Annotated in this window: 26 protein-coding genes; 18 read left to right on the top strand and 8 right to left on the bottom strand. The window is 49.0% G+C overall.

Annotated features, from left to right (window positions below):
- The first annotated feature begins 5 nt into the window (after nucleotides 1-5).
- Both hisG and hisD read left to right on the top strand, forming a co-directional pair.
- Nucleotides 6-641 carry an ATP phosphoribosyltransferase gene (gene hisG / locus ACGHZ6_RS18040; RefSeq protein ID WP_390615408.1) on the top strand — a complete coding sequence of 212 codons (636 nt, stop codon included), beginning with the start codon at nucleotides 6-8 and terminating at the stop codon, nucleotides 639-641.
- Between the two features lie 50 nt (nucleotides 642-691).
- Entirely contained in the window at nucleotides 692-2,005 is a 1,314-nt protein-coding gene (hisD, locus tag ACGHZ6_RS18035; protein ID WP_390615406.1) for a histidinol dehydrogenase, read from the top strand.
- 27 nt (nucleotides 2,006-2,032) lie between these two features.
- Here the strand turns inward: hisD and ACGHZ6_RS18030 are convergent, their stop codons facing one another.
- From ACGHZ6_RS18030 to ACGHZ6_RS18020, 3 genes are read right to left on the bottom strand one after another with little or no spacing between them, the layout of a single operon-like run.
- Entirely contained in the window at nucleotides 2,033-3,361 is a 1,329-nt protein-coding gene (locus tag ACGHZ6_RS18030; protein WP_390615404.1) for a VWA domain-containing protein, read from the bottom strand.
- A 22-nt stretch (nucleotides 3,362-3,383) separates the two neighbouring features.
- Nucleotides 3,384-3,974 carry a TadE/TadG family type IV pilus assembly protein gene (locus ACGHZ6_RS18025; protein ID WP_390615403.1) on the bottom strand — a complete coding sequence of 197 codons (591 nt, stop codon included), beginning with the start codon at nucleotides 3,972-3,974 and terminating at the stop codon, nucleotides 3,384-3,386.
- 10 nt (nucleotides 3,975-3,984) lie between these two features.
- Nucleotides 3,985-4,470 carry a TadE/TadG family type IV pilus assembly protein gene (locus tag ACGHZ6_RS18020; RefSeq protein ID WP_390615402.1) on the bottom strand — a complete coding sequence of 162 codons (486 nt, stop codon included), beginning with the start codon at nucleotides 4,468-4,470 and terminating at the stop codon, nucleotides 3,985-3,987.
- Nucleotides 4,471-5,043: 573 nt separating this feature from the next.
- On the opposite strand from ACGHZ6_RS18020, the gene ACGHZ6_RS18015 reads away from it, so the two are divergent.
- The 9 genes from ACGHZ6_RS18015 to ACGHZ6_RS17975 all read left to right on the top strand — a co-directional run bounded on the left by ACGHZ6_RS18015 (nucleotide 5,044) and on the right by ACGHZ6_RS17975 (nucleotide 13,945).
- Entirely contained in the window at nucleotides 5,044-5,238 is a 195-nt protein-coding gene (locus ACGHZ6_RS18015; RefSeq protein WP_390615401.1) for a Flp family type IVb pilin, read from the top strand.
- 139 nt (nucleotides 5,239-5,377) lie between these two features.
- Nucleotides 5,378-6,259, top strand: a complete 882-nt coding sequence (gene cpaB, locus ACGHZ6_RS18010) for a Flp pilus assembly protein CpaB (protein WP_390615400.1) — start codon at nucleotides 5,378-5,380, stop codon at nucleotides 6,257-6,259.
- Nucleotides 6,260-6,479: 220 nt separating this feature from the next.
- Nucleotides 6,480-7,964 carry a type II and III secretion system protein family protein gene (locus tag ACGHZ6_RS18005; RefSeq protein WP_390615399.1) on the top strand — a complete coding sequence of 495 codons (1,485 nt, stop codon included), beginning with the start codon at nucleotides 6,480-6,482 and terminating at the stop codon, nucleotides 7,962-7,964.
- 2 nt (nucleotides 7,965-7,966) lie between these two features.
- Complete coding sequence (locus ACGHZ6_RS18000) at nucleotides 7,967-8,221, top strand: hypothetical protein (RefSeq protein ID WP_390615398.1); 255 nt, start codon at nucleotides 7,967-7,969, stop codon at nucleotides 8,219-8,221.
- Nucleotides 8,222-8,270: 49 nt separating this feature from the next.
- On the top strand, nucleotides 8,271-9,497 hold the full coding sequence (locus tag ACGHZ6_RS17995) for an AAA family ATPase (RefSeq protein WP_390615397.1): 1,227 nt from the start codon (nucleotides 8,271-8,273) through the stop codon (nucleotides 9,495-9,497).
- Between the two features lie 69 nt (nucleotides 9,498-9,566).
- Complete coding sequence (locus tag ACGHZ6_RS17990) at nucleotides 9,567-10,841, top strand: CpaF family protein (RefSeq protein WP_390615396.1); 1,275 nt, start codon at nucleotides 9,567-9,569, stop codon at nucleotides 10,839-10,841.
- Nucleotides 10,842-10,880: 39 nt separating this feature from the next.
- On the top strand, nucleotides 10,881-11,867 hold the full coding sequence (locus tag ACGHZ6_RS17985) for a type II secretion system F family protein (RefSeq protein WP_390615395.1): 987 nt from the start codon (nucleotides 10,881-10,883) through the stop codon (nucleotides 11,865-11,867).
- Between the two features lie 34 nt (nucleotides 11,868-11,901).
- Nucleotides 11,902-12,876 (top strand): type II secretion system F family protein, encoded by a 975-nt coding sequence (locus ACGHZ6_RS17980; RefSeq protein ID WP_390615394.1) that lies wholly within the window; start codon nucleotides 11,902-11,904, stop codon nucleotides 12,874-12,876.
- Nucleotides 12,877-13,009: 133 nt separating this feature from the next.
- Nucleotides 13,010-13,945 (top strand): tetratricopeptide repeat protein, encoded by a 936-nt coding sequence (locus ACGHZ6_RS17975; protein ID WP_390615393.1) that lies wholly within the window; start codon nucleotides 13,010-13,012, stop codon nucleotides 13,943-13,945.
- A 9-nt stretch (nucleotides 13,946-13,954) separates the two neighbouring features.
- Here the strand turns inward: ACGHZ6_RS17975 and ACGHZ6_RS17970 are convergent, their stop codons facing one another.
- The 4 genes from ACGHZ6_RS17970 to ACGHZ6_RS17955 form a co-directional block, all read right to left on the bottom strand.
- Nucleotides 13,955-14,266 (bottom strand): hypothetical protein, encoded by a 312-nt coding sequence (locus ACGHZ6_RS17970; protein ID WP_390615392.1) that lies wholly within the window; start codon nucleotides 14,264-14,266, stop codon nucleotides 13,955-13,957.
- Nucleotides 14,267-14,523: 257 nt separating this feature from the next.
- Nucleotides 14,524-15,852: a sigma 54-interacting transcriptional regulator gene (locus ACGHZ6_RS17965; protein WP_390615391.1), complete on the bottom strand. Its 1,329-nt coding sequence runs from the start codon at nucleotides 15,850-15,852 to the stop codon at nucleotides 14,524-14,526.
- A gap of 179 nt (nucleotides 15,853-16,031) precedes the next feature.
- The gene (locus ACGHZ6_RS17960; protein WP_390615390.1) at nucleotides 16,032-17,201 is read right to left on the bottom strand and encodes a trypsin-like peptidase domain-containing protein; all 1,170 of its coding nucleotides are present in this window, start codon (nucleotides 17,199-17,201) and stop codon (nucleotides 16,032-16,034) included.
- A gap of 170 nt (nucleotides 17,202-17,371) precedes the next feature.
- Nucleotides 17,372-17,836: a YhcB family protein gene (locus ACGHZ6_RS17955; RefSeq protein WP_390615389.1), complete on the bottom strand. Its 465-nt coding sequence runs from the start codon at nucleotides 17,834-17,836 to the stop codon at nucleotides 17,372-17,374.
- A 289-nt stretch (nucleotides 17,837-18,125) separates the two neighbouring features.
- Between ACGHZ6_RS17955 and zapE the strand changes: the two genes are divergently transcribed.
- The 7 genes from zapE to ACGHZ6_RS17920 all read left to right on the top strand — a co-directional run bounded on the left by zapE (nucleotide 18,126) and on the right by ACGHZ6_RS17920 (nucleotide 24,662).
- A complete protein-coding gene (gene zapE, locus ACGHZ6_RS17950; RefSeq protein WP_390619185.1) occupies nucleotides 18,126-19,238 on the top strand; it encodes a cell division protein ZapE in 1,113 nt (370 codons plus the stop codon).
- 238 nt (nucleotides 19,239-19,476) lie between these two features.
- On the top strand, nucleotides 19,477-19,905 hold the full coding sequence (rplM, locus tag ACGHZ6_RS17945) for a 50S ribosomal protein L13 (RefSeq protein ID WP_390615388.1): 429 nt from the start codon (nucleotides 19,477-19,479) through the stop codon (nucleotides 19,903-19,905).
- 15 nt (nucleotides 19,906-19,920) lie between these two features.
- A complete protein-coding gene (gene rpsI / locus ACGHZ6_RS17940) occupies nucleotides 19,921-20,313 on the top strand; it encodes a 30S ribosomal protein S9 (RefSeq protein ID WP_390615387.1) in 393 nt (130 codons plus the stop codon).
- Between the two features lie 270 nt (nucleotides 20,314-20,583).
- Nucleotides 20,584-21,183: a ubiquinol-cytochrome c reductase iron-sulfur subunit gene (petA, locus tag ACGHZ6_RS17935; RefSeq protein ID WP_390615386.1), complete on the top strand. Its 600-nt coding sequence runs from the start codon at nucleotides 20,584-20,586 to the stop codon at nucleotides 21,181-21,183.
- 2 nt (nucleotides 21,184-21,185) lie between these two features.
- Nucleotides 21,186-23,414: a ubiquinol-cytochrome c reductase gene (locus tag ACGHZ6_RS17930; RefSeq protein ID WP_390615385.1), complete on the top strand. Its 2,229-nt coding sequence runs from the start codon at nucleotides 21,186-21,188 to the stop codon at nucleotides 23,412-23,414.
- A 106-nt stretch (nucleotides 23,415-23,520) separates the two neighbouring features.
- Complete coding sequence (locus ACGHZ6_RS17925) at nucleotides 23,521-24,153, top strand: glutathione S-transferase N-terminal domain-containing protein (RefSeq protein WP_390615384.1); 633 nt, start codon at nucleotides 23,521-23,523, stop codon at nucleotides 24,151-24,153.
- 110 nt (nucleotides 24,154-24,263) lie between these two features.
- On the top strand, nucleotides 24,264-24,662 hold the full coding sequence (locus ACGHZ6_RS17920) for a ClpXP protease specificity-enhancing factor (RefSeq protein ID WP_390619184.1): 399 nt from the start codon (nucleotides 24,264-24,266) through the stop codon (nucleotides 24,660-24,662).
- A gap of 141 nt (nucleotides 24,663-24,803) precedes the next feature.
- Here ACGHZ6_RS17920 and cysK read toward each other — a convergent pair whose 3' ends face one another.
- Entirely contained in the window at nucleotides 24,804-25,772 is a 969-nt protein-coding gene (gene cysK / locus ACGHZ6_RS17915) for a cysteine synthase A (RefSeq protein WP_390615383.1), read from the bottom strand.
- Nucleotides 25,773-25,960: the final 188 nt, after the last annotated feature.

Below are 25,960 nucleotides of genomic sequence, written 5' to 3'. Positions count from 1 at the left end.
GTCGAATGTCTCAGACATTAACCATTGCGCTGACCAAAGGGCGTATTCTGAAAGAAACCCTGCCACTGCTGGCAGCCGCTGGTATTGAACCGGCTGAAGATATCAGCAAGAGCCGCAAACTGGCTTTTGATACCAATAAAGAAGGTGTACGCCTGCTGGTATTGCGTGGCAGTGATGTGCCGACCTATGTGCAATTCGGTTCCGCCGATCTAGGCATTGCCGGTAAAGATACACTGATGGAAAACGGCGCCGATGGTTTATACGAGCCGCTGGACCTGAGTATTGCGCACTGCAAACTGATGACAGCAGCGATTAAAGGTGTTGAGCCCAAGCCGGGCCGCATCAAAGTTGCGACTAAATACGTTAACGTTGCCAAGCGTTATTACGCTACTCAGGGTCGCCAGGCCGATATCATCAAATTGTACGGTGCGATGGAATTGGCGCCGCTGATGAATCTGTGTGATGAGATCGTTGATATTGTCGATACCGGAAATACTCTGAAAGCTAACGGCCTTGAGCCCCGCGAGCATATTGCCGATATCAGCTCACGCCTGATTGTGAATAAGGCGTCTATGAAGATGAAGCACGAACCTATTCAACAAGTGATTGATGCCATCGGCAAAGCTGTAAAAGCTGGCTAACTCACCGGAAAGATAGCCCAACCGTTTTTAAAGATGTAAATGAGGTTACCATGACCAATACCGCAACACCCATTACACGACTTGATGCACAGACTGCTGACTTTGAACAGCAGCTGCAACATCTGCTGGCGTGGGAAGCGGTTTCTGATCATCAGGTAGCCGCTACGGTTGATGAGATCCTCTCCCGTGTAAAAAAAGAAGGCGACGCAGCGGTATTGGCGTATTCCAACAAGTTTGATCAGTTAGGCGCTACGTCTATTGCTGATCTGGTTGTGCCGCAGGCGCGTTTACAGCAGGCCTTGGAATCTATTTCCGCAGAACAGCGCCAAGCATTGGAAACAGCCGCTAATCGTGTGCGCCGTTACCACGAACATCAAAAGCAGGATTCCTGGCAGTACACCGAGGCCGATGGCACTGTACTGGGCCAACAGGTTACGCCCATGGAGCGTGTGGGTTTGTATGTCCCAGGCGGCAAAGCGTCTTACCCTTCGTCGGTATTGATGAATGCTTTGCCTGCGAAAGTGGCAGGTGTTGATGAAGTCGTGATGGTGGTGCCGACACCGAAAGGCGAAATCAACGAAATGGTTTTTGCTGCTGCGGCCATTGCCGAGGTGGATACTGTCATTACCATCGGTGGAGCACAAGCCGTAGCCGCGCTTGCCTATGGTACGGAGACGGTACCCAAGGTCGATAAAATTGTTGGCCCGGGTAATATTTTTGTCGCGACTGCCAAGCGTGCCGTTTTTGGTAATGTGGCTATCGATATGATCGCCGGTCCTTCTGAAATTCTGGTGGTGTGTGACGGCAAAACCGATCCCGACTGGATTGCCATGGATCTGTTCTCCCAGGCCGAACACGACGAGCAGGCACAATCTATTTTGGTTTGCCCCGATGCGGATTTTATCGAGCAGGTACAAGCCAGTATCGATAAGCTGTTACCGACGCTGGAGCGGGAAACCATTGCCCGTACCTCGTTGGAAAACCGCGCTGCCTTGATCAAGGTAGCCGATATGGATCAGGCGGTTGCAGTGATTAACCGTATTGCTCCTGAGCACTTGGAACTATCAGTCGAAGATCCGCAAGCGTTACTACCAAAGATTCGCCATGCCGGTGCGATCTTTATGGGTCGTTACACTGCAGAGGCTCTGGGTGACTATTGCGCGGGGCCCAACCACGTATTGCCCACATCCGGTACAGCCCGTTTCTCTTCTCCGCTGGGTGTTTACGATTTCCAAAAGCGCAGCTCCATTATTATGTGTTCTGCGCAGGGTGCTTCGGAGTTGGGCAAAACCGCTTCTGTACTGGCCCGTGGCGAGTCTCTGGAAGCTCACGCCCGTTCGGCAGAATACCGCATCAAGAAATAGATGAAGCTATAAGTGACTGCGGCTGGTTTATTTAGTCAGCCGCAGGATTTCACTGGCGATGGTATTAAACGCCTCGTCTAACTCATCGGCATTTTCGGCAAATACGTACAAACCAGGGAATTGGTCGCTATCATAGGAGTCAGAATCCGTGGTGTTGGCTAAACGTTTTAAAATATTCTCCCCTTCCTCTTCTGATCCATAACCACAGAATCCTACCTCCAGTGCCTGTAATTGCGCACCGAGTCCGAGGGTGTATACCCGGATATCATCATCCCTGACGGTGTTTGCCATATTCTCCACCATATTGCGGCCCGCTTTGTTGATATTGCAGCGGGTATTGGAATTGGCACTGCCTGCAGGCGGGGTGAGAGTGCGGCTGTTGTTGTAACTGTCGGTATCGACACCGCCCAAGCCCTGAGAAGGTAAAATATTAATACCAGCGGTGCCGAGGAAGGTATTACGCAAGTCGTTGCGCCACAAGCGATTGGGTGGTCCGCCGGCGCTGGTTTCCGAGAATAAATCGCCGGTAATGGATCCGCCGCCAGTGGCAAATTGTGCGGCAACCGTATTGGGGGCACCGTCACTGAAAAAGACAATCACCCGCAAGCTTGAGCGTAAAGCCTCTGGGATGGCATTGAGCTCATCGTAAGCTCTGCGCAGGGCTTCTCCAGAGGCGGTAATACCACTAAAGGTTAAACCGTTAATGTCGGATGTGACTTGTGCTTTATCAAAACCGCGGGTAGCAGTTTTATCTATCGGCTCTTCAATAATTGCTCCAGAAGCATAAACCACCAAGCCGACGCGATCGCCCCCAGCGGCATCAACAAATTTATTGATAAAGTTCACCGAGGCATCACGTAACTTGGTAGGGGTTCCCGCAGGGCTGTTCAATGAACCCGAGGTATCCAATACCAGAACCATATCCAAATCCCGCCGGGTGACCTGGGTCAGTGCGCCCACTTCAAGGCCGTCAATGTCCGCCAGGTGCATAAAATAGGTGGGGACATCGGCGCTGGCTGAAATATTCACTTGGATACTGCCATCGGCCAATGTGTCAATCGTAATATCGGTATCGGGATCGAAGTTTGGTGTCGAGCCCAGATAACCATCGGGGTAATTGGCGTAGAAAAACTTTTCGGCGGTTTGCCGAGCTTCGTCTTCGCCAAAAGCTATGGCGCGGCCAGCAGCAATGGCAGCAGCATCGGTGGCGGCATTAAGTTTGGCGCGTACGCCGTAGGCAACACCTGAGTCGACAGCCAGTCCAACACACAAAATCAGCGTTAACATGGAGAGAGCGCTGAGTACAAAAACGGCGCCTTGCTGGCGATAACGCTGGAATAAATTGTGTCTGACCATGGGGCTCCCCTTGGTTTATTTTCTAGAACAGTGAGAGTGAATGAAACTCCAACGGTTCATCGGTATTAAAGGGTATAGGGAAAACGGGATCGAATTCGTAGAATGCCTCGAAGGCATAGGCAATCTCACCTTCAGCTAAGGGGTCGCCGCTGGTGCCGGTCCAGAAAATATCGTTGATGGTGTCATTGTCGAGATCGGCAGGCAGGCCACCGGTACATTCTCCGTCGCCTGCCCAAGAGCTGCAGCCATCCCACACCTGACTATCAGGATCAAATGTTGAGGCGTTATACCGGAACTGTGACGTAGCTTGAATGCTGCCATCATCTTGCCCTTCAAGTACGGTCACCATCAGCATGCCATGCTCTCCCATATCCAGTGGGTCAGCAGTATTGGCCAGCGCGGTCATAATATCTTGTGGATCCTGGGGGGTGCGGGTTACCAGGTTGGCGCCTTCACGGCTGATATTAACAATAATATTGTTGGCTTGAAGGCCTCGCACCAGTTCAAATACACCCAATAGAAGTACCATAAAAATCGGGGCAAGTAGCGCAAATTCGACCATGCTGCTGCCTTGCTGTTGCGAAGCGGTTTGATGCCGGGTACAGGTTTGCATGATCTTGACCTTAACTGGTTGTCGGTTGTAGTTCATTGCGCATGGTGGCGCCCACGGAGAAGCTATAAATCCCGTCGGGGAAGAACGTTCGCAAGAAGGGGGTAAGCAACTCCCAGTTGCATCTGAAACGTAATTCCAGAATATCTCCAGGGTTGCCAAAATCTCCAGGATTGGGGGGGAAGGTGATAGTGGTGCCGTTAACTTCCAGCTCGGGGCTAAGTTGATCAAACAGTCCCATCGAACTATCGCGAATACGTTCGACAACCGCTACTTGCCGTTGCAGGATATAGTCGGGATCATCGGGGTCACCTGGGTCGAGATCCGTTTGATAAGTAATGGCATAGCGTACGCCTTCTCTTACAGCATGCTGCATAGTCAAGTTGACCCAGCCCATAATGGCCAGCTCTATTATGACAAATAGTAGGCTGAGAAAAAGCACCGCAAAAATAGAAAATTCAACCAGCTGGGAACCCCGCTGGCGATGCTTGATTTTCATATTTGATGCCTCTTGGTTGATGCATTAGCCGCAATAACTGCCTGGCAAATAAATACTAAAACGGCACGTCTGATTGTCTTTACTCAATATTAGCACCTCATAAAAATTACATTTTCACGCTTTTTTTTAAGTGCCAGTGACTATTACAAAAATGCTGTTAATGCATGAAAGTTGTTAGCTTATCCTGCGAGGTCGTAACCGTAGGGATTGATAGCAAGGGATGCTATTAAAAAGCAGGAAATGCTCCTTTAGGTAGGTATGAGGAGGTGTTTTTAGCTTGTTGTGTCAGTCGGGAAATTATTCTGGAGTGGAGGGTTTTGATTGATTTGTTATAAGGGGGTGGCTGTAAATAAGATCATCCTTTTTATGTAAAACAGCTGTGACAGAATTTTAAAAATAAAAACAGCTTATATGTTGAATTCAATCTAAACGGAAACCCCGTTAGTTAAATAATTATATAGATGCCACAAGGTGGTTAGCGGAAAATTGGATAGAGAAAATCTGTATAAGGGAAATGTGATCCAAGCCTAATATTTAAAGTGAGCGTCTGTGCTATCGATCAGGAGGTGAAGTATGAGAAAGCTGTTGAAGAAGCTCAGAAAACAGAGAGGTGCTGCACTGGTGGAATATGGTCTGCTGGTGGCATTGATCGCAGTAGGTGCAATTACTGCAATTTCAGGCACTGGTGATGCTGTAGATCAAGGTTTTACTGCAGTCTGTAATGAATTGAATGAGTCTGATGATGTTGATGTGACCTGTGAAGATTAGGTCGTATCTGGATCACGGATAAGTTCATAACATAAAGAGTGCTAAGCCTTTTAAATGAAGTAAATTCATATCTCAGTGGTAAGTGCCGTTGTCTATTTCTTCTGACTGCCTGGCGGTCAGAAGAAAGGAGTTGAATATTATGCATGTTAGAGGAGTAATTGTTCTCGTTTTGGCGTTGGTAATGGGTGGTGTGTCCGTAAAGCTGGTCAATACCTACCTTGATGATCAGGTCAGCGAGCGTAAAGCAGCGGCTGCTACAGATATGTCCTATATCGTTGTTGCCGACCGAGATCTTGAATTTGGTGATCATGTTGATGAAAAAGCCATCCGTTTGGTTGAGTTAGAAAAGGATCTGGCTCCCGATGGTGCTTTTACATCTATTCAACAGGTACTGGGTGATCAGCCTGCAATTGCCTTAATGCCTATTACTGAAAATGAAGTGATTTTACCGCACAAGTTATCGCCTCATGGTGCGAGAGGCGGTTTGCCAGCCAAAATCCCTGAAGATATGCGGGCGATGACCATCAGTGTTAACGAGGTTAAGGGTGTAGCTGGATTCGTTTTACCGGGTGACTTTGTCGATATATTGCATACCACCGATGTGGGGCGCAAAGATAAAAACTTAGTGACACGCGTAGTTGCACAAAATGTCAATGTGTTGGGTGTCGACCAAATCAGTTCCTATGAAGAGGATGAGCCGCGGGTTGTTAATGCTGTAACCCTATTGGTGTCTCAGCGTGATGGTCAACGTTTAACCCTGGCGCAGCAACTGGGTGATTTGAATCTGTTATTGCGCAACGAATTTGATGGCTCAATTTTGAAGGATGATGTGGTTGCCTATAACGACTTGATGACGGTAGAAACCGGCCGTAAGCCCGTCGTTAGAACTCGCTATCGTCGTCCTTCTGTTCAGGTCATTCGTGGCCTGGAAGTGAAAAAACAACAGGTCTCAGAAGCTAAACCTGTTCTGCCAAAAGAGGCCACAGCTGCTGGCGGCAGTAAAAAGGGAACTGGCAGTTAACAGCCGTTAACCGTTATTGACAGGGATGCGTCTTTGGCTTTGGGTGTAAGTAGGTCGATTGCAATGCTTGGGGTGTCTGGCTCTAAGGCTGACGGCTATAACAATAATAAACAAGTCTCTGGAGCGCTGACGTAGTACTTGGCAAGGTAAGTAGACCATTTGGATCAAGCCCGTATAACGGGTAATCACACACGGATGTAAAACGAAAGCGAGATCCATTATGAACGGTTCACATAACCTGGCCAATTCCAGGGTAATAACACAAACAAGAATGGATGCTGAAGGGTTTAGGTTGATGGGCTTGTGCCTGCTGTTGGTCTGCAGCCTGCTATCTCCTCCTTCCTTTAGCCAATCCCCGGAACCTTATCAACTTGCCTTTGGCTCCAAAACTCAAGAAGATGAGTTGCAGTTGTCAATCGGGCGTTCCCAAATCATCAACTCCAATAAAGCCTTGGAGCAGGTGGTGATTGGTGAGCCTGAAGTTGCCGATATTAAACTGCTGAATTCTCGGCAAGTGCTTATTTTAGGTAAGGCGCCAGGACGAACCAACTTGGCTTTGCGAGGCAAGGGTTCTGGCGAAGTTGTATTGCTCAATGTAGTAGTCAATTACGACCTTACTGGACTGAAGCGTAAAATCAACGATGTCCTGCCCCAGGAAACCACGTTGGAAGTTCGCGGTTCTAACGATTCCGTTATTCTTTCGGGGTCTGTCACCAGCACAATTTCCCTGGAAACTGTGATGGAAATTACCAAGAGCTTCGTGCCGGAAGACAAAATCGTTAACTCGATGAGTGTCGGCGGCGGCCATCAGGTAATGCTGGAAGTCAAAGTTGCAGAAATCAAACGCAACAATTTGCGCGAGCTGGGTATTGGTTTGGACCTGGTCAGTAAAAACGGTAACTGGACTCTGGATACCACATCCGGTGCAGTAGTTGATAATGCATTCGGTATTTTGGATATCGCCAAGGGCAGTAATAAATACCTGTCATCAACCGATCTCACATTGCAGGCATTGGAACAAAAAGGTCTGGCCAAGCTCTTGGCTGAACCCAATCTGGTTGCACTGTCTGGCCAGGAAGCCAGTTTCCTGGTGGGTGGGGAAGTACCCATTCCCATTGATGAAGGTTCCGATGGTATCAGCATTGAATTCAAAGAGTTTGGTGTCGGGCTGCAATTTCGACCCACAGTACTGAGTGAAGCCAAAATAAACCTGAAATTTCAATCTGAAGTGTCCGCCATTGATGAGTCCCAGGCATTTAATATTGGTGGTGGTTTGAATATTCCCTCTTTTATTACTCGTCGTGCAGAAAGCACCATCGAGATGGGGGATGGTCAAAGCTTCGCTGTTGCCGGTTTATTGCAGAGCAATGCCAATAACCTGATCAGTCAATATCCCGGCTTGGGTGATATTCCCATATTGGGTGCGTTGTTTCGCAGTACGGATTATCAGCGGGAAGAAACCGAGCTGGTCCTGGTGATAACAGCACGCTTAGTCAAGCCGGTTGAGGCGGGTAGCCTGGCTAATCTAACCGATACCTTTGTACCTCCAAATGCATTGGATCAGTATCTGTTAGGTCGCCTGCAGGGTACCAGTCTGTGGCGGGCGACACCGAAAAGTAAAAACACCTCAACTGCCAGCGATGATCAAAGTGCGCGAATTGGTATAGATGGCATGTTTGGACATCAGGTTGCGGAGGCCTACTAGCGATGAACAAATTACTTAGCCTACAGGCAGTGTTACTGGCAGCGATTCTGTGTACTGCCTGTGCTTCTCAATTTCATGATCCTAATTTTGGTAGCACCATCGCGTCTCACCAACAGGATCAAACTATTAATCCAGATGGGCAGCCACCTATGATCTCTGCTCTGGATGGCCCTAAAGGTGCTCAGGTGGCAGAAACCTACAGAAAGGATGACGGCAAAATTTCTGATGAACGTATTGTTCAGGATATTAGTGATTAACGATGGGTAGCTTTCATTACGATAAATAGCATTAGCGCAGGGGAATAATATGATTACCTATTTACATGTAACCACCTTATTTATGTCTGAAGACGTTAAAGAAGAGGTGTCCGCGTGTGTCTCGCAGATCGAAGGCGCTGAGCACCGAATGCTGGACAAGCACAACGGTGAGCAGATCGCGATTTTGGCAGAATCTGAAATCCCCGATGTTCTGATTTATCAGATGAATGGTGGCGATGCCTATGAATTCGAGGAGTTGGCTGAATTTATAGAAAGTCATCATGGCCAAATGTCTGTCATTGTGATTCGCAAAATGGTGGATGCAGATTCCACTCGGCGTCTAATGCGGGCAGGGGTTCGGGATGTTTTGCCTTTCCCACTTGATCGGCAGGAATTGGGCATGCTGCTGGCGGAGGTCTTGTCAGAAAAACGCCGACGTATTACCGATCAGCGGGGTAATTTGGCGGGTACCACCAGCTTTATCAATGCCAAGGGTGGTTGTGGTGCTACCACTATTGCCATTAATGCCGCGTGTAATCTGGTGATGAAATATCAAGCCAAGGTGGCGTTGTTGGATTTTGATCTTCAGTTTGGTGATGCGGCGCTTTATCTTGATCTTAAACCGGAGGCTACCATCATCGATGCCTTGATGCAGGCCGATCGTATGGATGGCGTATTTTTAGATGCCTTGATGACCAAGCACGAATGCGGTTTGGATCTTCTGGCTTCCCCCAGCAGTATGGATGCGGTGTTGGATATCAACCCAAATGATGTCAACAAGCTGTTGGAAACCATTGTCGCTAATTACGATTTTGTGTTTATAGATTTACCGATGATGGTTTTACCCTGGACGGTCAACACCTTGAAGTTCTCCGAGCATATTATGATGGTGATGCAGAATAACCTGTCCACGATTAAGAATGCCAAGATGATGATGCGGGTATTCCCGGATATGGGTGTTGGTGTCGATAAGGTTGAGCTGATCAATAACCGGGCGATGGCAAAAACCAATAGCGTCGATTTTGAGAAGTTCAAAGAAGCTATGCGACGGGAGAAAATTCACCGTATTCGCAACGATTTTCAAACGGTGCTGGCCTCTCAGGATATGGGCGTGTCTTTGGATCAGATTGAGTCCAAATCAAAAGCGACCAAAGATATGGAACATTTCAGTGACTATATCTGGGCCTGCCAGTACGGTGAAGTGAAACCGCAACCAGGATTCTTTGCCCGCTTATTGCACCGAGGAGAGACTCAACAACCGAAATCCCTGCATTAGGTAACTGTTATTGGATGAAAAGCGACCGAGGTGATTATGTATACTTCTTATAGCTCTGGAATGCGTTCCATGTCTGAGATGAACGAGGCCAAGGTCAAAGTTCACCATCGCTTAATGGATTCCATGAACCTGAAAATGCTAGAAGAATTGGATGCGGACAGCGTCAAACGCGAAATCGGGGTATTGATTCAGGATATTATCGCCGAAGATGAAATGGCGCTGAATCAACACGAGCGGGAACAGCTTACCGAAGATGTTAAAAATGAAGTCTTGGGGTTGGGGCCAATCGAGCCTTTACTCAATGACACAACGATTTCCGATATCTTGGTAAATACCTCCGGACAGGTCTATGTCGAACGTCACGGGATACTGGAAAAAACCCGTATTGCGTTTCAGGACAATGATCATCTGCTGCGCATAATTCAGAAAATTGCCAATGCCGTGGGGCGGCGTATTGATGAATCCTGCCCGATGGTAGATGCCCGACTGGCAGATGGTTCTCGGGTCAATGCGATTATTCCGCCGCTGTCTATTGATGGTCCGATTCTGTCGATACGTAAATTCAGTGTTGATCCCTATCTGGTAAAAGACCTGATTAACTTTAAAACACTAACGCCACCTATGGCAGATTTTCTGCGGGCAGCAGTCCATGCCAGGGTCAATATCTTGATTACCGGTGGTACCGGTAGTGGTAAAACGACGTTGTTGAATGTGGTGTCCAGTTACATTCCCCACCAAGAGCGAGTTATCACTATTGAGGATTCGGCAGAACTGCAATTGCAACAACCCCATGTCGTGCGTTTGGAAACCCGCCCGCCTAATCTGGAAGGAGAGGGTGAAGTAGTTCAGCGTGATTTGGTAAAAAATGCCTTGCGTATGCGGCCTGATCGAATCGTCGTCGGTGAGGTGCGTGGTGGTGAAGCATTGGATATGTTGCAGGCGATGAATACTGGTCATGAAGGTTCCATGACAACTATTCACGCGAATTCGCCTCGAGATGCATTAACCCGGTTGGAGCATATGGTGGGGATGAGTGGCATTGATATCCCGTCATTGGTTGTACGCCAACAAATTGCGGCAGCGCTTAACTTGATTGTCTCTTTGGAGCGCTTACCCGATGGTCATAGGGTAATCAGTAGTATTCAAGAAATTGCTGGTATGGAAGGTAATGTGGTTAACACTCAGGAAATCTTCGCTTTCCAACGTGAAAGTGTTGATAGTAACGGCAAGGTTATTGGTTCGTTTATGGCAACGGGTATTCGCCCACTTATGTTGAATCGCTTCCGTGAGCGGGGCATAGAACTGGATTTACATCTTTTCGATCCTGAGCGGCGTTTCCACTAGGTGGCAACGTAAGGTCGGGTAGACTGAGGAGTAACGCTTATGTCAGAGACTAATGTGCTATTGGTGCTGGCTTCGATCTTTGTTACCGTAGTGGCGTTTATCTATGGCGCTTACTTACTGTGGCGAGGTATTAACCTCCCCGGAAGGATGAAAACCAGTAAGCGACTGCAGCAACTTTATGCCAGTGGTGTCAGTAGAGAGGAAGCGCTTTCCCTGTTGCGAACAGAAACCCTGAGTAGTTCTTCCATTCTGGATGCTATTTATAAAGAAGTCCCCCGTTTGGTTAGTATGCATCGACTGATAGAGCAAGCTGGAATACATCTTTCTCTAACACGTTTTATGCTGATTCAGGTTGTTCTTAGTGCGGCATGTATTTTCTTCCTGTCTCGTTTTACAACCGTAGAACCGACTCTGGCTATTTTGCTGGGGCTGGCACTAGGTTTGTACCTTCCCTATTGGTATATACGCCATCGCTGTGATGTTCGCCGTGAAATGTTTAAAGCACAATTACCGGATGCACTTGATTATATTGCCCGTAGTTTGCGCGCCGGTAATCCGTTTAATGCGGCAATTAAACAAGTGGGTAAGGAAATGCCTGAACCCATCTCCGATGAGTTTGCGATTACATTTGATGAAATTAACTTTGGGCTAGAGTTTGAGCTTGCTATGCATGGCTTATATGAGCGTACCCAGAGTGAAGAGATACGTTACTTTGTGACAGCTGTTATTTTGCAGCGCAGCACCGGTGGTAATTTAGCTGAAATTCTCAATCGTATATCAGCCATTATTCGCGCTCGTGCGTCAACACAAAAAGAAATACGTATCCTGTCAGCGGAAATGCGGCAATCGGCCATGGTGTTATTTATGCTGCCGATTTTTGTTGCGGGTGCCATTTTACTGGTTAACCCGGACTATTTAAGCGTTCTGCTGGAAAGCGATGCCGGTACCATTGTGATTGGAGCACAGATTTTCTTCATGGTGCTGGGCTTTATTATTGTACGGCGGATGGTCAGTTTCAGGGTTTGATGCCCGAATTGGCCCTGCTAGGAGGTAGAAAACCGTGACTGTAGAAAGCCTTATGGCAATGATCGTCGGTGTGGCTACGAGCCCCACGGTAATTTTGGCGTTAGTGTTTATCGCTGTAGCCCTGGGAGTTGGCAGTTGTGCCTACTGGTTGATGGGAACTTCAAGTCCGGTCGATAGACGCTTGAAAGAAGTTACCGGGGACTATTCCCCCGGTCGGCAAATGGATTATCGTCAGGGTAACTTTGATGTGCGTTGGGTAGAACCGGTAGCCAAACTGGTACAGCCTTCAGCGGAGTGGAAGCGTTCACGTTTTAAAACCCAGCTTGTCAGGGCTGGCTATCGGCATCCTGCTGCGTTAAGTATTTTCTTCAGTGCCAAGGCCTTTATGGCGATGCTTGTACCGGTGGTGTTGGTGTTGCCGCTGCTGCTATTTGGTAATTTGCAAGCCGAGGGTACGCCGTTGATGATTGGTGTGGGCGTTTGTGCCCTAATTGGTTTTATGTTGCCCGATATTTATTTGTACCAGCATATTCAGCGTCGGCAGCGAGTGTTATCGGAAACATTTCCCGATGCCATGGATTTGCTGGTTGTGTGTGTCGAGGCGGGCTTAGGGCTGGATGGTGCGATACAAAAAGTCGCTAAAGAGTTGGAATACTCTGCTCCTGAGCTGGGTGAAGAGCTCAGCCTGGTTAATCTGGAGTTGCGAGCGGGTAAGGCGCGGCAAGATGCGCTGGAGGCTTTGGCTGATCGTACGGGATTAACAGAAATTCAATCCCTGGTAAGTATCCTGGTGCAGGCGGAACATTTTGGTACCAGTGTGGCTGCATCGCTCCGGGAGCAGGCCAATGAAATGCGCCGTGAGCGTATTCAGAGAGCTAAGGAAAAAGCCGCAAAACTCCCTGTGAAAATGGTATTTCCCATTGTACTTTTTATCTTCCCTGCACTATTTTTAGTGATACTAGGACCAGCCGCGGTCAATATATATAACGCATTGATCGTAACGCAGTAGTGGGTATATGCCTTTGTTATTATAGGTAGCTCTAACGCAGTAAAGTGCATTGCTCTGCATTTATATGGTTTAAAACAGTCTCAGCCATCTTGGTATGGATGCTGACTGATAAATGAAAGAGCAGGAGAGCAGTATGCGCTTTGCGGTATTGTTATACGTCTTTTTATTGTCTGGTTGTGCCACAGACAAAGTCATTGAAGAAATTTCCAAAGAATTTGTAATTCCTGACGATATTCAGTCGGTCGTTAATGCGGCCAAAAGAGCTGAAGCCGATGGCGATTTATCGTCCGCGATGGATGCCTATGAAAAAGCCTTGGAAAAGAACCCTAAAGACTTGTCAGCCCGTTGGGGGATAGGGTCGCTGTATTTACGTCAGGGTGAAATTGATAAGGCTGGTCAGCAGTATATGGGCATTACGCGGGAGCCCTTTTGCATGGGGAACGCACGGACTATCACGGAAGAGGTGATTACAGGTAACGATGAAGCTGATGCGTTGCCTGAAGATAGTCGTGTGGAAAAAAATGCTGGCGTGGAAACCAAAAGTGATTACCTGATAGAGGCAGAGCAAAAACGTTACTGCAGTCTGTCATGGAATGGCCTGGGCATTATCGCAGATATACAAGGCCACTATGTGATGGCCGAAGAAGCCTATAAAGAGGCATTGAGTTTATCGGAGCACGAATCGGCTGTGTATAACAATTACGGCTACTCCCTGATGATGGCTCACAGGTATACAGAGGCAGAAGATATATTAATTAAAGGTTATGCGCTCGCGCCTGAATCCCAACGTATTCGGACGAACTTGGCGTTATCTAAAGCCTGGCTGGGAAAATATCAGGACGCTCTGGAAACCTACTCCTATACCTTGAAAGACCCAGAAGCCTATAACGATGTAGGCTACATTGCTATGTTAAAAAGTGATTATGAAAAAGCCATAGAGCTGTTTGAGAAAGCGATCAATATGAGCCCGGTCTTTTATAAGAAAGCTGCCCAAAACCTCGATCGAGCCCAGCGACTGGAGCAAGAGCATCGGCAGGCTAAATCCGAACCGAAGCAACAAGATAGTTGAATAGGATGGTCATTTCTTGGGGGGGAGTAATCCGTTTTCCCTTAAGAAGCGTTTAAGTTTCTGGCCGATACTTTCTGGTGTTGGCTCTGGTTCCTGCATGTGATTTTCGAAATCAGTCTCCTCTGCCGCTGATTCTTCATCGCTATCAGCAGTGTCCAGTCTATCCTTGGGCTTGTCCTTTCTGTCCCGATATTCAGCCTCGCCTTTATCTTCATCCCAAAGATGTACTTTTACGCGAGGTCTTTTCTTAACGGCCATGGAGTGATTAGATGAGTTATCTACCTGTGAGAATTGTGGAAAACTTATCCATAAACTATTCATGAAAGTATTCTATAAATACTATGCATAAACAGTGCCTATTGTTGGAGCATTGAACTTATTGAGTTTACGGGTGATTTAGATGGAAATATTGGCTATATGACAACTAACCTGTCTCCGCAGGTTAACAAAAGAATATCGATTTATTCGCCTGGATCAGGTTTTGGCTGAGAAAGTTATCGTAATTCAATAAGTTAGCGGAGCGTGTATAAGGTGTCACTGACATGCGACACCGAGTGACGTTTTAAATCAGCAGTTGGTTATTGCATCAGGTTGTACTTATCAATTAAGCGGTAGCAGGTCATGCGTGACACACCCAGCTTACGGGCTGTCTCGCTGACATTGTGCCCGGTTTTTTGTAGCGTGTTGGTTAGGGCTTGTTGTTCCGCCTGTTCGCGTACCTTTTCCAAAGGCAGTAGGTCCATAGTATTTAGACTTAAACCAATACCGAGGTCTTCAGGGCCAATCCAGCGGCCATTACACATAACCAGGGCGCGTCTTACCCGGTTTATCAGTTCGCGAACATTGCCGGGCCATTCATATTGACGTAAAGCTTGCAGGGCATCGCGGCTGAAACCGCGGATATCACCTTGGCTATCGGCACGGAATTTTTCTAAATAATATTTTGCTAATAGTTCTATATCTTCACCGCGTTGATTCAATGCGGGAACATCCAGTGATAGTACGTTTAAGCGGTAGAATAAATCTGCGCGAAATAACCCCTTATCCACTTCTTCCTGCAATGATTTATTAGTGGCTGCAATTACCCGAGTATTCACTTTGTGGGATTCAACAGCGCCGATAGGGTCGATAGTGCCTTCCTGCAAAAAACGCAGAATCTTTACTTGGTGTTCTTGGGGTAATTCACTGATTTCGTCAAGTAATAAGGTGCCGCCTGCTGCCGCTTCGATACGGCCAATTTTATGGCGGCTGGCACCGGTAAATGCGCCTTTGGTGTGACCAAATAATTCTGATTCCAGCAGGTTTTCAGGAATCGCACCGCAGTTGACGGCAATAAAAGGGCCTTTATGGTGTTGCGAACGTTGGTGAATAGCTTTGGCAACCAATTCCTTACCTGTGCCGCTGGGGCCAGTAATTAATACGGGGGCATCGACAGGGGATACCCGGCGAATAGTTTGAAAAAGTTGCAGCATAATATTGCTGGTGGCAACCATCTCATTGAAGCTGTTGTTGTGCTCGTATTGATCGCATTGTTGAAGTAAATGCATGCCGTGGGCATGACCAATCGCTGCTTCCAATTGCTGGCTGCTATAGAAGGGTAGCGTATGATAGTCGTAACAGTGTTGGGTAATAAAATGGATGACGACGTTCCAGTTAATTTGTTGACGATCAATGATGGCAATCCAGTGTAACCAGTCATTGGCGTAGAAGAATTCATCACTGGCTTGAATCTCGTCTTTACTGGCGCCGGCTAAATAGGCAATGCCAACACCACAATCGTGATGTTCTGTTAAGGCGTTGTGATGATCACACTGGATAAGTTGCCATTGATTACACACCGGTAGTTCCGGAGTTTTATCGTGATGATTGGCATCGTAGATGGCCAACTTTCGCGGTATTTCAGACATAAAACCAGCTCTCCAGTGGTTACCTCGTTACCGGAAGTCTTTCTAAGTGTCTAACCTGCGGGGATATTTTGAGTATAGATGGTGAGGCTTGGGGGCAAGGCTTTTTTTTATTTTTATCTCTTATTAGCAGCGACAGGGTTATGAGCAGTTGGATGTAAAAAGCGACAAGGGGATTGTTATTAACTTGAAACAGGTTTACTGCCAATGGTTGCAACAATGGTTTGTGGTTGACCGTTGCGCAAGACATAAACGGATACTTGTGTGCCGGGGCGTGTATAGGCAATTTGATTCATGCCGCGACGGCCATCACCAATCGGCTGCTTATTGATATGGGTAATGACATCGCCTGGACGTAATCCGGCACGATGGGCGGGACCATTATTGTAAATCGCGGTAATCACCACACCGTTGGTGACTTCAATATTAAAGGACTTGGCGAGTTGCGGGGATAATTGTTGTGCTTCAATGCCCAGCCAGCCGCGAATAACCTGACCGTGTTCGACAAGGTCCTTCATTACCTGCAGTGCAGTATCAGCGGGAATGGCAAAACCAATGCCGACAGAAAATCCGGTTTGATCATAAATTGCCGTATTGATACCCAGTAAGTTGCCGTAGGCATCAATCAGCGCACCGCCGGAATTACCGGGATTAATGGCCGCATCGGTTTGCAAAAAATCTTCGTAGGTATTCAGGTTGAGCCCAAAGCGGCCAGTTGCACTGATAATGCCCTGGGTTACCGTTTGGCCAACGCCAAACGGGTTACCAATTGCCAGTACCACATCGCCGATTCTTGCTGCATCCGGATTGCCAATGGTAATACTGGTGAGATTGTCGAGTTCCACTTTTAAAACCGCGAGATCACTTTCCGGGTCGGTGCCAATGAGTTTGGCTTGTGCTTCACGGCCGCCGCGAGTCAGTACAACGATTTCATCGGCACCATCAATCACATGGTTGTTGGTGAGGATATAACCATCGTCCTGAATAATAACCCCCGATCCCAACGCCGACTGCATGCGTTCCTGTTGGGGCAGGTTGGAATTGTTAAAGAAATGTCGAAACAGTGGGTCGTCGAATAAAGGGTGGCGGCGGCGCTTTAGCTTTTTGCGAGTGTAGATATTAACAACCGCAGGCGCGGCTTGGCGCACAGCATCGGCATAGGAGGTACGACCCTCCCAATCACTGCGTGGCGATAAATTGCCTAAACTGATGTTTTCCAGACCCGGTATGGAAGACTGATCATTGGTGTAGTGTGGCAGCAGTAATATCACAACTGCGCCTAACAGCAGGCCTGTCAGGGTGGGCCAACCTGCATATTGCAGGAAGCGTGATAGTTTACGTCCTAACGGCACAGCGACACTCCGTATTGTCGATCAGTCTGAAAACAGAATAGCTATTATAGGAAAATGCTGTGCCTGAAGATAGCGGGACGTCTTTAGCGTGAAATTTGCGGGAGTAATACGTGAAAGGCGCCGGTAATTAGGTAAGTGTTACCGGCGCTTAGTTGAATCCGAGGGTCGAATCAGCTGGCTTGTGCGGTAGGTGGAGTTTCTTCTTTTTCCAACCCGAATTCTTCGCTCAACTGACCGGTTTCACCGGGTTCTTTTGGTGCCCAGTCGCGAGGTGGTTCAGCGGGCGATTCTTCTTCGCTGACTTTATCGCGGGAAATCAGTTTACCGTCACCGGCTTCAATGATCTGACGGCTGATATCCGGATTGGTCAGCTTCAGGGCGCCATTGGCCAGAAACTCATGCACTTCTTTGTAGCTCTGAGTCAGGTTGTTAACCAGCTGCGAGGTTTCGGCAAAGTGCTCGGTCACTTCATGCTGGTAGTCATTCAGCTTTTCTTCGGCTTGCTGCAGGCGGGTTTCCAGCTCACGGTTTTGTTGTTCTTGCGGGTGCATGGTACGGGCCAGCAGGGCGCCGATAACACAACCACCGACCAGGCCAGCTACACCAGTGGCAATCAGGGTACTGAGTTCAAACACGGGGTCTCCTTAACTCGTTTCGAGCTTCTGTATACATCTTTAAACCGCAGACCGACATTCCTTGATCGGGCGGCGTTATTAAACTCTACCATTATTATAATGGTTTTCGGCTAAGTGGCATAAAAATAATCTTTTTCTGCCTGCTATGGCTCGAGTCTGTGACCGAGTTCTATGCCGCACCAGGCTAGCAGCTGGGTTTGACAGGCTGATGACGTCGACTTGATTGGTTGGCTCTGCATCGCTAAAGTGTGCGCCGTTTATTGCCCTAGATCCCCAAATTCTCATGAATATGACGCCTGTTGAGCGCTATAAGCGCGACCTGGAACGTGAAGGTTTTAATTACGATGCTGCTCAAGAGGAGGCCGTTGGTCACCTGCAAAAGCTCTATGATGCCCTGGTGGCGGACTATGAGCAGGAGAAAGCGGCTAAAAAGAGCTGGCTGAAATCTCTGCTGGGGCAGGGCAAAAAGACCAAAGAACCGGTCAAAGGCCTGTATTTCTGGGGGGGCGTAGGCCGTGGCAAGACCTACCTGATGGACAACTTTTACGAGAGTCTGCCATTCCCACAGAAGATGCGTGCCCATTTCCACCGCTTTATGCGCCGGGTTCACCAGGAGCTGCGTACCCTGGAGAATGAGAAGAACCCGCTGGAGATTGTTGCTGATCGTATTGCCGATGAGGCAAGGGTGATCTGCTTTGATGAGTTTTTCGTCTCCGATATCACCGATGCCATGATCCTCTCGACTCTGCTGCAGGGCTTGTTTAACCGTGGCGTGAGTCTGGTGGCGACCTCCAATATTGTGCCTGACGGGCTCTATAAGGATGGTTTACAGCGGGCTCGCTTCCTGCCAGCCATCGATATGCTCAATAAATACACCCTGGTCGTTAATGTAGATGGTGGTACCGACTACCGTCTGCGGGCCCTGGAACAGGCGGAGCTGTACCACTGCCCGCTGGATGATGCCGCCGATGCCAGCCTGCTGAAGAGCTTTGAAAGCCTGGTGCCGGATAAAGAGGAGATCCGGGCCAATGTCGACGTTGAGGTAGAGGGGCGCCCGATTCAGGCCCGTTTTGAGGCAGAAGACGTGGTCTGGTTTGACTTTATGGCCCTCTGTGATGGCCCCCGTTCCCAGAATGATTATATTGAGCTGGCTAAGGAGTTCCACGCGGTACTGGTGGCCAATATCCCGGAATTAGGCCGCGAAACCGATGATCAGGCCCGGCGTTTTATCAATATGGTCGATGAGTTCTACGACCGCAACGTCAAGCTGGTGGTCTCTGCCGAGAAGCCGCTGGAGAGTATCTACTCGGGCGGCAAGCTGAATTTTGAGTTTGAGCGGACGACCAGTCGACTGCTGGAGATGCAGAGTCAGGAGTATCTGGCAGAGCCGCATAGACCGTGATTTAAATGGGGTCTGACCCGCAGGGTCAGACCCCATCTGTACAATTCCTTTAAATCCTTGAATCTCCCCATCAAAACCTATAGAATCCGCGCTCCGTTTTAGTGCCTGTCTTGAACAGTGTCCCAAACGGCTTTGTTGATGGGTTATGCCATCAAGCGATTTTGCACAATTTTGAAACACATTGATTAGGCGCCAACTACAAATACACAGGTGCCGTTAATTTATAGGCAAATACAACATGAAGACTATTTCTGCCAAGCCCGGATCAGTCCAGCAAGACTGGTACGTGGTTGATGCTGAAGGCAAAACTCTGGGTCGTATGGCCGCTGAGATCGCCAGCCGCCTGCGCGGTAAGCACAAGCCCGAATACACCCCTCACGTAGACACTGGCGATTACATCGTTGTAATCAACGCTGAGAAAGTACACGTGACTGGTAACAAGGCCAAAGACAAGATCTACCACAGCCACACTGGCTACCCTGGTGGTCTGAAGTCCATTAGCTTCGAAAAGCTGATCGAGAAGGCTCCTGAGCGCACTATTCAGAGCGCTGTTAAAGGCATGCTGCCTAAAGGTCCTCTGGGTCGCGCTATGTTCAAAAAACTGAAAGTTTACGCTGGTACCGAGCATCCACATGCTGCTCAACAGCCTAAAGAACTGAATATCTAATCGGAGCGGATAACAATGGCAGCTACTCAATACTACGGTACTGGTCGCCGTAAAACCTCAACCGCTCGTGTATTCATTACTCAGGGCGAAGGTTCTATTTCTATTAACGGTCGTACTCTGGACGAATACTTCGGTCGTGAAGTTGCTCGTATGATCGTACGTCAGCCACTTGAGCTGGTTGAAATGACCGACAAGTTCGACGTTAAAATCACTGTTAAAGGTGGTGGTAGCTTCGGTCAGGCGGGTGCTATCCGTCACGGTCTGACTCGAGCTCTGATGCAGTACGACGAATCTCTGCGTCCTGCACTGCGTGCTGAAGGTTACGTTACTCGTGACGCACGTGAAGTTGAGCGTAAGAAAGTGGGTCTGCGTAAAGCACGTAAGAAGCCACAATTCTCAAAACGTTAATTTCTGGTCTTTGTTGTGGTCTTTGCTACAGCATAAAGAAGTTAATGTTCAAAAAATGCCCAGATTGGATTTCAGTCTGGGCTTTTTTTTACCCTTGCCTTGACGCGAATCAGCTAAAACCCCTGTGAACACTGGGGTCTCTCCTTGTCAGCGCCGGGCAACTTCTTTAATATGTGCCAAATTTTTTACCATAACAAAATCACCAACCGTAAACCTTTGAAATTCAGTTAGTTACTGTTTTCAGTAGCGCTGCTATGGGAGAAAAACGTCATGAGCAATGGCGGAGTAAATGAGGGGCGCCGCCGCTTCCTCACCGCGGCTACCTCGGTTGTAGGTGCTGCCGGTGCAGTGGGCGCAGCAGTTCCTTTCGTGGGTTCCTGGAACCCAAGTGCCAAGGCGAAAGCCGCAGGGGCGCCGGTTAAAGCGAACATCAGTAAGCTTGAACCCGGTCAAATGATCACCGTTGAATGGCGTGGCAAACCTGTCTACATCGTTCGTCGTGATGACACGATTCTGGCCAACCTTGAGAAAATGAATGACAAGGTACGTGACCCAGAGTCTATCGAACAGCAGCAACCTGGATATGTATCAGGCGTTGCTCGTGCCATCGAAGGTAAGGAAGAGATCCTGGTTCTACTGGGTCTGTGTACTCACCTGGGTTGTGCACCGATGTTCCGCCCTGAAGTTGGCGCAGCAGATCTCGGCGGTGCTGAGTGGCTGGGTGGCTTCTTCTGCCCTTGTCACGGTTCCAAATTCGACCTGGCAGGTCGTGTACTGAAAGGTGTACCTGCGCCGGTTAATCTCGAAGTGCCGCCTCATTCCTATGAGAATGACAGCATTATCGTCATCGGCGTGGATCAGGAGGCCTAAGCATGAATAAATGGATGACCGATCTGATTGGTTGGGTTGATGCGCGTCTGCCTGTTGTGCGCGCGTGGGATACCCACATGGGCAAGTACTACGCCCCGAAAAACTTTAACTTCTGGTACTTTTTCGGCGTTCTGTCGATCTTAGTACTGGTTAACCAGCTGCTGACCGGTATCTGGCTGACCATGAGTTACACCCCAAGCGCGGAAGAAGCTTTCGCCTCTGTTGAATACATCATGCGTGATGTGGAATGGGGATGGCTGTTGCGCTATATGCACTCCACCGGGGCCTCGGCCTTCTTTGTGGTGGTTTACCTGCATATGTTTCGTGGCCTGCTGTACGGTTCCTATAAGGCGCCACGTGAGCTGGTGTGGATCTTCGGTATGACTATCTACCTGGCGCTGATGGCCGAAGCCTTTATGGGCTACGTGCTGCCATGGGGTCAGATGTCTTACTGGGGGGCTCAGGTAATTGTATCCCTGTTCGGTGCGATTCCTTACATCGGTGACGCACTGGTTGAATGGATCCGTGGTGACTACCTGATCTCCGGTGCTACCCTGAACCGCTTCTTCTCCCTGCACGTTGTTGCGCTGCCTATCGTGATTCTGGCTCTGGTTGTCATGCACATCCTGGCCTTGCACGAAGTGGGTTCCAACAACCCGGACGGCGTTGAGATCAAGAAGAACAAAGACGAAAACGGTATTCCAAAAGACGGCGTACCTTTCCACCCGTTCTACACCGTTCACGATCTGGTTGGCGTAAGTGTCTTCCTGTTTGTGTTCTGTTTCGTGATCTTCTTTATGCCAGAAATGGGCGGTTTCTTCCTGGAGTACGCTAACTTCGAAGAAGCGAATGGCCTGAAGACGCCACCGCACATTGCGCCGGTATGGTACTTCACTCCGTTCTACGCGGTACTGCGTGCGGTAACCTTCGATATCAGCTCTGTACTGAACGCCAAGTTCCTGGGTCTGGTAGCCATGGGCGGTGCAATTGCTGTGCTGTTCGTTCTGCCTTGGCTGGATAAGAGCCCGGTTAAGTCGATGCGTTACAAAGGCTTTATGCCTCGCGTATCACTGATGCTGTTCGCGGCCATGTTCGTGGTACTGGGTTACCTGGGTGTTAAATCCCCAACGCCTGAGCGTACCATTCTGTCTCAGCTGGCGACCGTATACTACTTCGCCTTCTTTATTCAGATGCCGATCTTCTCTAACCCGCAGAGCAACCCGACCAGCCTGCCGAAGGTGATTATTTCCCTGTTGCTGGGTCTGCAGTTGTTGTACCTGACCTTCTTCACCGATGTAGCTTACAGCTCTGTTGTGTTGACTGTGTTTGGTCTGCTGCTGTCTGTCTTTGTTGCTGTTACCCCTTGGTTAACCGCCAAAGACGGTGTAGAGCAAGAGCCAGAGCGTGTTCAATCCAAAGGTCTGGGCAAGCACTTGGTATGGGGCGGCTTCCTGCTGTTCGTTATCCTGACTGTTGTGCCTATTAAAGCAGTTGCTGCGGGTGGTGCTTTCGCCTGTGGTTCCATCCCTTGTGATGAGATGACGCCGGATCTGACCGATAAAGAGTCTCTGCAGCGTGGTGCCAAGTGGTTCACTAACTACTGCATGGGTTGTCACTCCGCCAAGTTTTCCCGCTTCAACCGTGTTGCGGATGACCTGGGTATCCCTGAAAAGGATATGATGGAGAACCTGGTTTTTAGTGCTGACCACAAATACGGTGATCTGATGACCGTTGCGATGGACGCCAAAACCTCTAAAGGTTGGTTCGGTGCTACGCCTCCGGACCTGACTCTGGTTGCTCGTTCTCGTAACCCTGAGTGGTTGTACACCTACCTGCGTAACTTCTACGCCGATGACACCCGTCCAACGGGTGTTAACAACAAGGTGTTCGACAAGGTTGGTATGCCCCACGTGATGATGGAGCTGCAAGGTCTGCCTGAGTGTGCTGCTGGTGACAAGATTGATTCACACGGCAAAGTAATGCGTGATGAGCTGGGTGACCCGCTGATCAACGAAGAGTGTGGCAGTCTGCAAGTTGGCGATGTAAAGGGCTCTATGAGCACCGAGGAATTCGATCAGGCCGTATACGACCTGGTGAACTTCCTGGAGTACATCGCTGAGCCGGTAGCGGTAGAGCGTGAGCGCCTGGGCGTTTATGTGCTGCTGTTTATCCTGGTACTGTTTGTATTTACATACCTGTTGAACCGCGAGTACTGGAGAGATATCCACTAACTCTGCGTTTTCGGTATGTCGGGCGACCTGTGGTGTAATAATCGCAGGCCGCCCTTTTGTGTTTCTGCTTTTGTGTTTTTAACTAGTAAAAATTGAGGTGAAGCTAATGGGTGTTGTGGCTAAGCGCTCATCCATGACGTATTTTTCTGATGGCCGTGATCATTACAGCCATCGTGTCCGCATTGTGCTGGCGGAAAAGGGCGTTTCCGTGGATATTATCGATGTAGATCCAAAGAACAAGCCAGAGGAATTGGCTGAACTGAATCCGTACAATTCTCTGCCAACCCTGGTTGACCGCGATTTAGCGCTGTATGAAACCAAGGTGATGATGGAGTACCTGGACGAACGTTTCCCTCATCCTCCACTGTTGCCGGTTTACCCGGTTGCCCGTGCGCAAAGCCGTTTATGGCTGCACCGTATCGAGCAGGACTGGAGCCCGAAGGTAGATGTGATTCTGAACAGCAAGAACAAGGAATCCGTTGCCAAAGCCCGTAAAGAACTGAAAGAAAGTCTGTTGGCAGTAGCTCCGATTTTCACTGAAATGCCTTTCTTTATGAGCGAAGAGTTCACCATTGTGGACTGTGCTATGGCACCTATCCTGTGGCGTCTGGAAGCGCTGGACATCAAACTGCCGAAAACCAAGCAATCCAAGCCGCTGCTGGATTACATGGACCGTCTGTTTGAACGTGAGTCTTTCCAGGAAAGCCTGACGGAATTTGAAAAGGAAATGCGCCTCTAAGGTGAGTTTCCAGGGAGGGGTGACATGTCACCCCTTTTTATTGTCGCGTGTTCTCACATATGACAATGCATGTGACCTTTCATGCCAGAATGATGGAGCTTAATAATTCTATGGCGATGACATCCAGCCGCCCTTATATGATCCGCGCTATCTATGAGTGGATTGTTGATAACGACTGCACTCCCTACCTGTTAGTGGATGCCCATGCCAAAAACGTTCAGGTGCCGGTTGAGCATGTGAATAAGGACGGTCAGATTGTGCTTAATGTTGCCCCCTCCGCCATTCGTGGTCTGCTGGTTGAAGACGGTGCGGTAAGTTTTAATGCCCGCTTTGGTGGCCTTCCTACCGATATCTACGTGCCTTATGCCGGTGTTCTGGGTATTTATGCCAAGGAAAACGGTCAGGGTATGATCTTTGAGCCGGAGCCTGAAGTTGATCCGGAGCCGCCAGAGCCAACCGAGCCGCCGGAAGGTGATAAGCCGCGTCCGAGCTTGCGGGTCGTAAAGTAAGTAAGGTCATGAGACATAAAAAAACCGAAGCCCATGCTTCGGTTTTTTTATGTCCGGGGTCTGACCCTGCGGGTCAGATCCCATTTCTGTGATACCTAGTGAAAGCTTGTGCCAGCCCTGGGGTCGGACCCCAACGTTGAATTACTGCTCTAACTCTTTCTCGGTAAAGGCTTCGGCAAACAACGGACTAGACAGGTAGCGCTCACCAGAATCAGGCAATACAGTCACAATGGTCTTGCCTGCATTCTCAGGCTTCTCCGCCACACGAATGGCAGCTGCTACTGCTGCACCACTGGAAATACCCGCCAGAATGCCTTCTTCCTTCATCAGGCGGTGGGCGTACTCCATGGCTTCTTCATTGCCGACTTGTTCACAGCTATCCACCAGGCTCATATCCAGATTTTTCGGCAGGAAGCCCGCACCAATACCCTGAATCTTGTGTGGGGCGTGAGTGGGCTCTTCACCCTTCAGGCCGGCGCTAATAATGGTGGAGGAGGTGGGTTCGATGGCAATGGCTTCAATGGCCTTGCCTTGGGTTTCTTTAATATAGCGGGCAACACCGGTCAGGGTGCCTCCGGTACCCACGCCGGCAACAAAGATATCAATATTGCCATCGGTATCGTTCCAGATTTCCGGGCCAGTGGTTTGCTCGTGAATCTGCGGGTTAGCCGGGTTGTCAAACTGGCGCGGCATAAAGGTGTTGCTCGGGTCTTTAGCGGCGATTTCCTCGGCCTTGGCAATGGCGCCATTCATGCCTTTCTCGCCCGGGGTTAGCTCCAGTTCTGCGCCGAGAGCCTTAATCAGCTTACGGCGTTCCAGGCTCATGGTATTAGGCATGGTCAGCACCAGCTTGTAGCCGCGGGAAGCACAGACGAAGGCCAGGGCAATGCCGGTATTGCCGCTGGTGGGCTCCACTACGGTCATGCCAGGCTTTAAGGTGCCATTCTTTTCAGCGTCCCAGATCATATTGGCGCCAATACGGCACTTGACCGATGTGGCTGGGTTACGGGACTCCAGCTTTACATAGACATTTTTGTCGGTCAGGCGGTTAAGTTTAACCAGTGGCGTGCGGCCTATGGTTTGGGAGTTATCTTCGAAAATCTGGCTCATCGCGGGCTCCTTGCACGCAGAAAATAGGGGGAAATAGGGCGGATTGCCCGTGGGTAAAAAGGTCGATTGAACCGGAAAATACCAGTCAGGGCAAGGCCTTTGCAAAAGGGGGTAGGCTAAACCCCCTGTTTTATAAGGGTATTCCTCGTATATTCAAATTTAGAATTAACAGGAAGGTCATAACTCCG

The sequence above is a fragment of the Maricurvus nonylphenolicus genome, from assembly GCF_042854845.1.
Taxonomy (GTDB): domain Bacteria; phylum Pseudomonadota; class Gammaproteobacteria; order Pseudomonadales; family Cellvibrionaceae; genus Maricurvus; species Maricurvus nonylphenolicus.
The sequence above is the reverse complement of the archived record's forward strand: the minus strand, read 5'-3'. Positions and strand labels throughout refer to the sequence as shown.